Source organism: Novosphingobium naphthalenivorans NBRC 102051 (genome assembly GCF_001590985.1).
In the GTDB taxonomy this organism is placed as follows: Bacteria; Pseudomonadota; Alphaproteobacteria; order Sphingomonadales; family Sphingomonadaceae; genus Novosphingobium; species Novosphingobium naphthalenivorans.
In genome coordinates this window covers 1-10,281 of the sequence record NZ_BCTX01000116.1, presented here as the reverse complement: position 1 = coordinate 10,281, position 10,281 = coordinate 1, and the positions used below count along the sequence as shown (strand labels likewise).

The 10,281-nt window shown below is 56.7% G+C and carries 13 protein-coding genes; 6 read left to right on the top strand and 7 right to left on the bottom strand.

Annotated elements, in window-relative coordinates:
• A partial coding sequence (locus NN5_RS22695) for a hypothetical protein (protein WP_217998752.1) occupies positions 1-728 on the top strand: 728 nt, incomplete at its 5' end.
• Positions 729-825: 97 nt separating this feature from the next.
• Positions 826-1,119, top strand: a complete 294-nt coding sequence (locus tag NN5_RS22690; protein ID WP_067738643.1) for a CU044_2847 family protein — start codon at positions 826-828, stop codon at positions 1,117-1,119.
• Here the strand turns inward: NN5_RS22690 and NN5_RS26090 are convergent.
• The 3 genes from NN5_RS26090 to NN5_RS22680 form a co-directional block, all read right to left on the bottom strand.
• On the bottom strand, positions 1,094-1,396 hold the full coding sequence (locus NN5_RS26090) for a hypothetical protein (RefSeq protein ID WP_157081281.1): 303 nt from the start codon (positions 1,394-1,396) through the stop codon (positions 1,094-1,096). The two genes, NN5_RS22690 and NN5_RS26090, sit on opposite strands and share 26 nt — an antisense overlap.
• 44 nt (positions 1,397-1,440) lie before the next feature.
• The gene (locus NN5_RS25465; protein ID WP_084385120.1) at positions 1,441-2,934 is read right to left on the bottom strand and encodes a S8/S53 family peptidase; all 1,494 of its coding nucleotides are present in this window, start codon (positions 2,932-2,934) and stop codon (positions 1,441-1,443) included.
• Positions 2,935-3,005: 71 nt separating this feature from the next.
• Positions 3,006-3,185: a hypothetical protein gene (locus tag NN5_RS22680; RefSeq protein WP_157081280.1), complete on the bottom strand. Its 180-nt coding sequence runs from the start codon at positions 3,183-3,185 to the stop codon at positions 3,006-3,008.
• 558 nt (positions 3,186-3,743) lie between these two features.
• Between NN5_RS22680 and NN5_RS22675 the strand changes: the two genes are divergently transcribed.
• Genes NN5_RS22675 through NN5_RS22665 form a run of 3 tightly spaced genes read left to right on the top strand, consistent with a single transcriptional unit; the run spans position 3,744 to position 4,946 of the window.
• Positions 3,744-4,283, top strand: coding sequence for an antirestriction protein ArdA (locus NN5_RS22675; protein ID WP_067738633.1), 540 nt, complete (start codon positions 3,744-3,746; stop codon positions 4,281-4,283).
• 1 nt (position 4,284) lies between these two features.
• The gene (locus NN5_RS22670) at positions 4,285-4,605 is read left to right on the top strand and encodes a hypothetical protein (protein ID WP_067738631.1); all 321 of its coding nucleotides are present in this window, start codon (positions 4,285-4,287) and stop codon (positions 4,603-4,605) included.
• Entirely contained in the window at positions 4,602-4,946 is a 345-nt protein-coding gene (locus tag NN5_RS22665; protein WP_067738628.1) for a hypothetical protein, read from the top strand. Before NN5_RS22670 ends, NN5_RS22665 begins: the two co-directional genes overlap by 4 nt.
• Before the next feature lie 119 nt (positions 4,947-5,065).
• On the opposite strand, the gene NN5_RS22660 is transcribed toward NN5_RS22665, so the two are convergent.
• From NN5_RS22660 to NN5_RS26085, 3 genes are read right to left on the bottom strand one after another with little or no spacing between them, the layout of a single operon-like run.
• Positions 5,066-6,382 carry a relaxase/mobilization nuclease domain-containing protein gene (locus NN5_RS22660; RefSeq protein WP_067738626.1) on the bottom strand — a complete coding sequence of 439 codons (1,317 nt, stop codon included), beginning with the start codon at positions 6,380-6,382 and terminating at the stop codon, positions 5,066-5,068.
• Positions 6,379-6,738: a plasmid mobilization relaxosome protein MobC gene (gene mobC, locus NN5_RS22655; RefSeq protein ID WP_067738625.1), complete on the bottom strand. Its 360-nt coding sequence runs from the start codon at positions 6,736-6,738 to the stop codon at positions 6,379-6,381. Before mobC ends, NN5_RS22660 begins: the two co-directional genes overlap by 4 nt.
• A 15-nt stretch (positions 6,739-6,753) precedes the next feature.
• Positions 6,754-6,957, bottom strand: a complete 204-nt coding sequence (locus NN5_RS26085; protein WP_157081279.1) for a hypothetical protein — start codon at positions 6,955-6,957, stop codon at positions 6,754-6,756.
• A gap of 193 nt (positions 6,958-7,150) precedes the next feature.
• Between NN5_RS26085 and NN5_RS22650 the strand changes: the two genes are divergently transcribed.
• The gene (locus NN5_RS22650; RefSeq protein ID WP_245656667.1) at positions 7,151-8,323 is read left to right on the top strand and encodes a tyrosine-type recombinase/integrase; all 1,173 of its coding nucleotides are present in this window, start codon (positions 7,151-7,153) and stop codon (positions 8,321-8,323) included.
• Between the two features lie 588 nt (positions 8,324-8,911).
• Here NN5_RS22650 and NN5_RS22645 read toward each other — a convergent pair.
• Positions 8,912-10,027 carry a Fic family protein gene (locus NN5_RS22645; protein WP_067738622.1) on the bottom strand — a complete coding sequence of 372 codons (1,116 nt, stop codon included), beginning with the start codon at positions 10,025-10,027 and terminating at the stop codon, positions 8,912-8,914.
• Between the last annotated feature and the right edge of the window lie 254 nt (positions 10,028-10,281).

The window sequence follows — 10,281 nt, the reverse complement described above, 5'->3', positions numbered from 1 at the left end:
CATGGGCTGGTAGCTTGCCGTTCTCGGACCCGACGGGCGGCTACTCCCAACTGTTCGGCATATTGCTGGGCTTCCTCGTCTCATTCGCGCTGATAACAAAGCGCTGGCGGACAAGCGTGACAGATGACAGCACCGCCGCCAAAGAAGCTGCGGAGCAGGCAACGGCTCAGCTCAAAGTCTATATCGCCGAGAACGCGGGCATAGTGTTTCGCGGCGGTACGACGGAGGCAATCGCCTATCTCGATTCCGCCCTCGCAGGCGCGCTCACGGTCAAAAACCTTTTCGCTTACGCGGCAAATGAAACCCCAAAGACCGTTTACGGGCCGAAGGGCGATCCCGACACGATTGAACTCTACCGACGCTATCTCGGGGACGCGGAAAGCGGAATAACGGAGTGGACCGATCTCGCTTCATGCGGAGAGCATATGTTCGACAGCTACAAGAAGCGATTTCAAGGAATGAGCCGCGACACGCTTGTCGGGCGGTTTCATTTCCACCGCATCGACACGCCGATGCCGCTGGTCAACTTCATCATCATCGAAGGCAAAGTCGGCGGGAAGGAAGCACTGTTCGGCTGGGGTCTTCACGACGAGGAGCGCCTCGGCGCTGTGTTCCTGTCCCGCAACAGCAACGTGGTCGGGTATTTCGAGAAATATTTCGAGGCTCTCAAAGGGCGAAGCGCTCCCGACAAGAAGGATAACTATTTCCTCGACTTTCTCGGTCGTTAGTGCCGCAAGCCGCAATGCGTGTGGGAGTTAGCGAAAAAACAATCTATCGTGCGGCGTATTCTGATTGGTAAGCTTTGCGCTGTGAGGGAGATTGACTATGCGGGTTAAGCTAGAGGACGGCAGTCTTGTTGAGGTGATTGACAACTCGGACCAGCCGACCGGGGAGGCATTCTCAGCCACCAACACCGTCGCGCTGCCCCCAAGTGAAGCACTCTCGAAAGTGACCAAATTTGCCAATGAGGCAATGAACGAGTTCAAAAAGATCGGGAATCCGGACGAAATCGAGGTGGAGTTCGGTATTGAAGCGGGCGGTGAAGGCGGGTTCTTTGGTATCGCCAAAGTTCACAGCAAAGCAACGATTACGCTCAAGGCGAAGTGGGTGAAGCCTTGATGTCGGTCACAATTTCGGAATCTCCTTCTATCGAGACCTTTTCTCCAAAGGCTGATTCCAAATAATCGTCCATTTTTGATAACTGCTCTGGTCTGGCCGTAATGAAAACAACGGGCATCATTTCCAATTGACCAAGAACCTGAAACTCGAATTGGCGCGACAAATTATCAATCAAAATTGACGGGAACACTGATCTGCCGCTCGCATCAAATGCTCTCGCAAATGAGGAGTCGCAAACCAATGCAATTCTTCCGTCAATTTGAAATTCAGCGCCCAATAAAAACCTCTTTTAATAAATATTAAGTTACATCTAATTGGCAATCAAATAGAAAATTTCGGGAGAGGTCCGAATTGGTCCTCTTCCTCTGCCAAATTATTTCGGACGATTTGCCATCGCCCGAGACTGGTTGGTGATTTTTGTGCAAGAAGTGCAACAACGCCAGCAACTCCGGCTGCGGCCATTGATGTGCCAGTACAGCGTTTCGCTTTTCCGTTCAAGCTGAGGCATTCGATATCGCATCCGGGAAAGTGGATAACTGGGATCGTTTGCCCCGTTGACCCGACCGACCAACCTGAGTTTTCCCACCGCTTCCCGTCAAGATCGAGTGCTCCGACCGACAATACATTTGCTTCGGTTGCAGGAAACGACGCGGATTGCGCTTTGTTCCCAATAGCTGCGATGACAACGACATCATGGACACTGTTAAATCGAGCTACCGCATCGACAATATTCGCAATGTTTGTGTCCGTCCGCCAGCGTCCAGAGAGGTGTATCCCGTTGGGAAGCAGCAGGGTGTCAATCAATGACAGGACTGGCTTTCCCTCGATTGCAGGTGCAGCGCCTGACTGGAGCGTGCTGAAGGCCGTTACCAGATCAAAGAGACGGTAACGGTAGCTCGAACCCTCCCACCGCATCGGAAGCTTTAATGAGACGATTTTCGCTTTATCAGCGATCCCATGCTTGGTGCCTGCGGCAATAGTCGCTGTTTCCGTCCCATGGCCGATTTCGTCAGTGTTGCGGCTGTAATCCGGTCTGGGCGCGCTATTGGGCACGTCAGTGATGGCCCATGTCGCCAGTATTCGCCCCTCAAGTTCGGAACAGTCGGGATCAATGCCGCTGTCCAGGATGCCGATGACCGCCTTCTCGCCCCGTCCGAACTTTTCGCGCAGCTTCTCTACATAATCTGGTCGCTTAAAGCCCTCACCTGCGCCCACAAACTCTTGTTTGTCCGAAAAGGGCAAGCCCGCAAAACTCCAATTCCATGAGGTCTTCTGGTTCTTGGGATCAAGAGCTTTGCGCAGGTTTCCTGGGGGCGCGAAGAATGCGATTACTCCCATCTCTGGCTGTGCTGCTATGCGGTGTTTCTCGTCTATCGACCAAACGAAGGGGCCATTTGTTGGTGGCGCAATATCAATCTCGCGATTGAGCAGGGACTCAATTGCGACCTTATAGACTGATTCAGGCAGGATACCGATCTGGGATGAGAGGTTGGATAACAGCCAATCTTCAAATTCATCAATAGAAGCAGTTGGTTTGACCCACCAAAGCAACCAATTGTGTTGTTTGCCCCGCGTACCCTTTCGGATTTTTCTCAGACGTTTGGCTTGTTGCCTTTCCTGCTGCCTCAATAGAGGCATTCTTGGATCATCGCTGTTGAGCTTTATGGCGCTATCGTGCTCATTCGGAACTTCAAAAGACAACGCCATCCGAAACCACTTGCCCCCCTGATAGCAAACGGGGGGTTTTAACGAGAAATCTCGACCAGTTGCAAGCGCACATTTGCCGTGAATACGGGGTTTGATGTGACCATTCATTTTGGCCCTCTGTTTCAATTTGCACGCGAGACTATGCTCAAAACGCGAAGTGTTTGGGGGAAAGTCTGCGCTTAGCGCGGCGCCACATTGCGTTGCGCCAGCTCGTTACCGATCATGCGGATGACGCATGTGGTGCTGTTGAACGCTGTGCGGCAGGATGCTTCTGTCTGGTGACGCAAAGCTTGGGCGAACAGATCGCGGAGCTGGGCGTCGGTTTTTGTCTTCAGATTTTCGCGGGTCAGGTTGAACATCGTCTCCTCCTTCATGTTTTCGCGTCCCGGCATGGGCTGCGTTCGGGAGAAGCCAAATCCGTGATGTCAGAGGTGATGCATTCCGCGATTTTCGCGGCAAGCAAAGGGAAACGTATGCAGGCTTTACGCCTTGCATCATTCCGGCTGATCTCAAGCGGTAGGTTGATGGAGAACAGCGCGCCCTGACAGGCGCGAGAAACATGAGAGGAAGGTCAGTTGAGTGAAACTGGTCCGCCAAATCGGAAAGATACATGACCCTTTGCAGGGGAAATGTTTGCACATGGGCTTTGCCGTTGCCTGCATGGCCCGTGCTCTATTCGCTCGTCGCTCACGGAACCTGTGGTCTCCGCCAATAAGGTGACGATCACTAACGGGTAAGGCTGGGGCGCTGCCCCGAGCGCGCTTCGGATCACGTTCCGCCCAGCTTCCTACACTTCGTTCCTTCGTTCCGTGCAGCAGGTTCCCCGCGAACGTGCCCGCTCCGCTTGCCCCCCGATGCTCGCCGCATGGGCAGGGTTTCAGGACGCAACCCGAAACCCAAACCAAACGGAGGACAAAATGGGAGAAACGATTGAAAACAAGAACGATGTAACACCGCGCATCTATGTAGCGTGCCTTGCCGCCTATAATTGCGGATATTTGCATGGAAGCTGGATTGACGCAGACCAAGACGCATGGGCCATTTATGATGAAGTGAAAGCCATGCTGGCAGCGTCACCCATTGAAGGGGCCGAGGAATGGGCCATCCACGATTATGAGGGGTTCGGCGCTGTCCGCATCTCTGAATATGCGGGCTTCGATCATGTGAGCAGCCTTGCCGCCTTTATCGGTGAGCATGGCGAATTGGGCTTGGCGGTGCTGGACCACTATTGCGGCGACATCGAGGACGCCCGTGAGGCGCTGGAAGATCGCTATATCGGCTCATACGGGGAACTTGCCGACTATGTGCAGGAGGTGACGGAAGACACGACCACAATCCCCCAGACACTCGCCTACTATATCGACTGGCAAGCAATGGCACGGGATGCCGAAATGAGCGGCGATGTGTTCACGGTTAGCACGGCATGGGACTCCGTCCATGTGTTCGCGGGGTGCTGACATGGACAAGCCATCCCACACCTATTCTTTCACATGGCAGGGCATCGAGATTGAGGCGGTTTATACGCCCCGCAAGTGGAGCGTTATCGACTATCTCGAAATCAAGAGCATCAATCCAGCCCGCGCTCCATTGCCGATCACTGAAACTGGCTTTCTCTCCCACTATTTTGAACCCGATATGCACCCAGAGGCCATTGAGGGAGACGGTAGCAAACTCATCGCGCGGCTCATCGCATGGCTGGACGCGAAGGCGCGTTCGCGCGAATGGCTGGCCTATGTCGAGGCCAGCAAGCAGGGCGACCTGTTCGGGGGGCTGCTATGAGCGCGCCCCAAACACTGACACGCGAAGACGCGGAAGAGGCATTCTGCCGCGCAACAAACAGCGTCGTGGGATCGGCGGAACGATGGGCGGCCCGCGTAAAATCGGGCCTTACCGATGAAGCACTCGCCGAAGCTCTCCGCTATGAACTCGGAATTGGTGGAGGATCGAGCGGGCGCGATAGCCTGTCGGTCGCCTACCAAGGCGCGGGCCTGAAAATTTGGGCGGGATGGGCTGGGTGGCCACTGACCCCGCCAATCCTTGAGGACCAGCGGACGGTAGCCTTCGCGCGGGAGTATTACGGGATTTCTGATCCGACCGATGAGCAGATGAGCCTGTTCTGAGTCAGGCTCGAAAAATTCGAGCGCCGCGCCCACCATTGGCGCGGCGCGCTTGTTGTTAGCAGAAGATAAGGGGGAATGAGCGGCGTCTTCGCACCGATGACCTACCGCGCCCCCTGACACTATCGCCCCAATTCAAGCCCGCGCGTCGGCGCGCTGCGCCCGCGAGGCTGACGCGCTTCGCCAGCTTTACGCGAAAACTCGCTGCGCACGGATTGCCGATTGCCATCCCGCATAAGGCGGTAATTTGCGGCCTGATTATGCAATGCGAGTATCTGACGCGCATGACGCTCGCGGGTCTGTTTGATCTGCTGTTGCAGCTTGCGACGTTCGGCATGTTGAGCGTTCAGCATGGCCTGACGCTGATCGCGGTCGCGGCGCAGCGCATGATAGGCCTCGAACTCGTTCTTCTTGACCATTTTGGCGTGATCGCCCGTCAGGCGGTCCCACAAGCCCCGCACGCCCGTTCGCAGGCGGTTCGCCCGCTCTTTCGTCTCACGCTGCCAACGCTCCCGCTGGCCTTTGGCCATGCGCTGGCGCTCTTCGGTATGGCACGCACGCAGTTCCTTCTTCTTCTCGGCGAGCGGTTTCAGCGCATCCCGCGCCATGCGCTTGGCTTCTTTCAGGCAGCCATCAAGGCGCGGAGCGATGGCCTTGGCGATATGCGCCTTGGTTTCATCGACACTGCGCAAACCATCCGCTTTGCCGAGGCGGGCTGTCACGTCCTTGGCTTTCACGCCGATCAGGCGTGAGAGCGCGAAGACTTCACCCTCATAGGTGACGGCGACATGGGAGCGCCTGTCACCCTTGGCCAGATATAGGCCGCGTTCTTCGAGTGCATGGGAGAAGGTTTGCGCATTGTCGGAGACCGCCCAGCATTCCTGGGCAATCCCTTTGACGGACTTCGCGTCCAGTCCCGCGCGCTTGGCCTGCTGCCATTCGTCCAGTGTGAAGTTTCGCGGATCGCGTGCCTTGCTGTCCATAAGGCCGGACGGCATTTCCCAGCCGTTCTCAAGATAGAGCTGCTTCGAGACTTCGCGCAGCTTGGACTTGAAGAAGGAAAGCCGTTTTGCCGTCATGGTCTCCGCATCAATGCGCGACCAGACCGCATGCGCATGGCGGCGCCCTTCCTTTTCATGGAAGACCACCATGCGCGGCTGGCCTTGCAGACCGAGCTTTTCTTCGATGGAGGCGAGCGCGCCCTCAAAGACCTCGATGGCGACATTTTCGGTTTCGGGAGGGTTGAGCGAGACGGAAAAGAGATATTGCTTGCAGCGCGTTCCCTTGGCCATCGCCTGGGCTTCTTTCATGGCTCCCATGACGTTCTCTGACATGAAGCCACGGACTTCATGCACCTCGACATGCTCATTCTCCTCGGTTTTGAGGAGGTGCTGACCAAGTTGCGCCGCACCGCTGCGCTGGGAGGCATTGAAGATCATGGACTGACCTCCAGCCCCAAGGCTTGAATGAGTAGCTTCCGAATCTCAGCGATATTCTTTGAGGCTTCCTGCAATGCCTCTTCGGTTTCGGGCGTGACAGGCAGTGTCCCCATATTAGCTTGTTTGGCGAGCTGATTGAGGTTGTTTGCAATGCGCGACTGGCCGAGCTGGCCGAGAACGCGCAGCAGGGAATCCTGGTCGATTTGGCTGAGACGCTTGCGGCGAGGTGGCTGATCGAGCAATTGCTGCCGAATATAGGCTCCGAGCGGCTGGCCTTCGGCCTGCTCGGTTAGCCTTGCTCGCTCCTCGAAAGAAAGGCGGAGCGAAAACGGAGGGTCATATGGCTTTCGTGCCATGCCGCCCTCCGCCCGCTAAGCCTTACGACGCCTCTGTGCAGCCGCAGGATGGCGGTTGCACGGGGCGTCTCCATCCTTCTTTTCATTGGCATTTTCGGGTTTCATTCGGGCGAGGCTGGAGTGCTGGAGAAGCTTGCCCCATTCCTCCAGATGGTCCAGAATATGGTTCGAACAAACTCCCAGCTTGCCCGCCAGCCACGCTTTTTCAAGCAGGCTCACAACGTCTCAAGACGTCCAGAAAATCATTTAATTTCTGTCGGTTGCAGGATTTCGGCGTCTCAGGTAATCTCGAGCCGGATCCTTTGAGCGCGCCGCAAAAGAGGGTCCCAAAGAGGGTCCCGATCCGGGGCCGACATACCACAGCAACCTTTGACCCATGGCGGGAAGGGGTCTTGAACAGGAGTTCAAGATCGTGACCAGTCATGCCCTGAATCGCCTCACCGCCACTCGAGTTGCCGGTATCAAGGAGCCAGGCCGCTACGCCGACGGTGGTGGCCTGTTTCTGTTTGTCGATGCCACTCGCCGCCGCTGGCTGTTCCGTTACACTTGGCGCGGTGCCAAGAAGGAGCTGGGCCTCGGTAGTGCCCGGTCCTTGTCCCTGGCCAAGGCGCGGGAAAAGGCAGCCGAATATCGCGCCATGATCAGCGAGGGCAAAAATCCCAAGGCTGAGCGAGCAAAGGCAAATCGGTACGTCACCTTTGGCGAATATGCGGACAGCTTCGTGGAAACGATGTCGCCTTCTTGGAAAAACGCGAAGCACATCGACCAATGGAAAATGACGCTGACCGTCTATGCCGCGCCGATCCGGTCGCTGCTGTTGCACGAAATTGAGACCGATGACGTACTCAAAGTACTGCGGCCACATTGGAGTCGGGTTCCCGAGACTGCCGACCGGTTGCGAGGACGCATCGAGAACGTACTTGATGCTGCCAAGGCAAACGGTCTGCGTGAAGGCGAAAATCCGGCGCGTTGGCGAGGTCATCTGGACCAACTCTTGCCTCGACGGCGGAAATCTTCGCGCGGCCATCATGCCGCCTTGCCATTCAATCGTATCAAGCGGTTCATGACCAAACTTCATGAACGTCCAGCTGTCGCAGCACGGGCTCTCGAATTTCTGATTCTGACTGCTGCCCGAACGGCTGAGGTGCTCCACGCGGATTGGGATGAGATCGATCTTCGCCAGCGGATCTGGATCGTTCCAGCCGAGCGAATGAAGGCCGAGCGGGAGCATCGGGTGCCATTGTGCGAGGCGGCGCTTGAAATTCTCAAGGCCACGCCTGCCAAGTCGCGATCCGGTTTGATCTTCAAGAATTCAGCGAAGGGCAACGCGCTCAGTATCATGGCGATGCCAATGCTGCTGCGCCGGATGGGCATCGAAGAAACCGTACACGGCTTTCGCTCTACCTTTCGGGACTGGGCATCCGAAACCACCAACTTTCCGAATGAAGTATGCGAGATGGCGTTGGCGCACACCATTCCGGGCAAAGCCGAGGCTGCTTATCGAAGGGGAGACCTCTTCAACAAGCGCCGAAAGCTGATGGATGCGTGGGCGAAATACTGCGGCTACGACGTCGAAGCGAAATAGCGCTGAATGGGAGGGCCGGGCGCATTTCGTGATGTGCCGGGCCCTCAACTATGGACCTGTGGGTTAGACACGCCAGTTAGACATTCGATTTGCGTCGGTCGATCAGGTGATTGATATTATTGCTGAATGTTGCGGGGGTGGAGGACCGAGCCGGACTCTCTTAATCGTGGTATTTCAGAGGAATACAGTGTCTAACCATCCCGAAATGCCACTTGAACTTCTGCGGCATCCCCTGCGGGATGTCTAATCACTCGGTAGCCAAATTCTACCCGATCTTTGAGCGTCTCGATACCGGCAATGGCCGGGACTGCGGACCGTTCGGAACGGCAGCTGATAGTCGGAGAATGTTGGGAAAGCGGGCAATCGAATGCATCGGTGTCGGCTTCCGGGGCCGAGTCCTTGTCGCCGTTCAGTCGCCGATTTTTGGCTCCCAGGTGCGGTCGGTTCGCTCTTTCAATGGCAGGCGATAACTTGGCGGCGAGGGCCCGGACCCAATCGCCCTTTCCGACGCTCGCCCTCCATGTTCGCATTCGGGCAAGGAACGGAAGATCGATCTGGACCGGCAATTCGTGTATGAGGTGCGCGGCCTCAAAAGGCCTTCCGCCCCTCGGCTATGTTTAGAAGCTCGGAGAACACCAGCGTCGCGGGAGCACGCCCGGAGGCTGGCACAAGCTCACGCAGAATTCCGTGGTCGCGAAAGTCCCGAACGAGTTTTCTCGCGGTAGCGGCGGGGATTTGCGCTGACTCGATGAAGTCCGGGGTCTTGAACAGCGGCCGCTGGAAGATCCAGTCGAGCGCGCGGACGGCGTATTGCGAATGCGTGATCTCGACGACGGCATCGCGTTTTTCTTGGTGGAGGGCCAGAATGGCTTGCGCCTTTTTCGTGTTGGCATCGGCCTGGGCGATGATGCCACGCAGAAAGAAGGCAACCCATCCGCTCCAGTCATCGTCGCGAGAAACTGCGAGCATGCGGTCATAATACTCGCTGCGATTTGCCTCCAGATATTCCGAGAGATAGAAATTCGGCCGCGAAAGCAGCCCGTGATTGTAGAGAAACAGGGGAATGATGAGGCGGCCGATGCGCCCGTTTCCATCGAGAAAGGGGTGGATCGCTTCGAACTCGGCATGGACGATGGCCAGCTGGACCAGACGGTCGGGCGCATCGGCATGGATATACTCCTCCCATCCGGCCATGGCCGCATCGATACGGTCGGCGCCGGGAGGAACGAACCGCGCTTGCTCGATGGTGCATCCGTCTGCACCGATCCAGTTGGGAATACCCCGATAACGCCCGGGATCCTTGTTGCGACCTCGAACCCCGTCCATCAGCACCTGATGCGTGGCCTTGATGAGACGTTGCGACAGCGGCAGATTTTCCATGAGCCGCGTGGCCTCATGAAGGGCGGCCCGATAATTTAGGACTTCGCGGGCGTCAGCCTTCTTGGGGCTGCTTTCGTCGAAGAGGTGGCCCTGCGCTTCAAATTCGAGGACTTCGCCGAGTGTGACCTGGGTGCCTTCGATCTTGCTGGAAAGGACAGCTTCGCGCGAAGTGAGTGGTGACAGCAGGATATCCGGGTTGGGAATGCCGGCAAGCACGCCTTCGTAGCGAGCGACTGCCGCATTGGCAGGCCCTACCAGCGGGAACAAAGTGGCTAAATCAAGGGTCTGAGGAGGGAAGCGGCCTTCGTGGTACAGGACGGGCACGTATGACTCTCCCGATCATATGAAGCCGGCGCAGCCTCATTCTTGACGATCGTCTGTCCCTCTCTAGCGCATTTGATGATCGCGAAAAGGTAATTTACCTACATCAAGGTGCTTTGATGACGAAAGTCGATCATCAAACCCGAAGCCACCCGAGCAGGGGGCGCCGACGTCGCTTCTGCGGTCGACCCTTCCCGGATGCTCAGAGACATTTTGTTCATCCCCGGCTGCGGACCGACAGCTATCGGTCCCTGCAC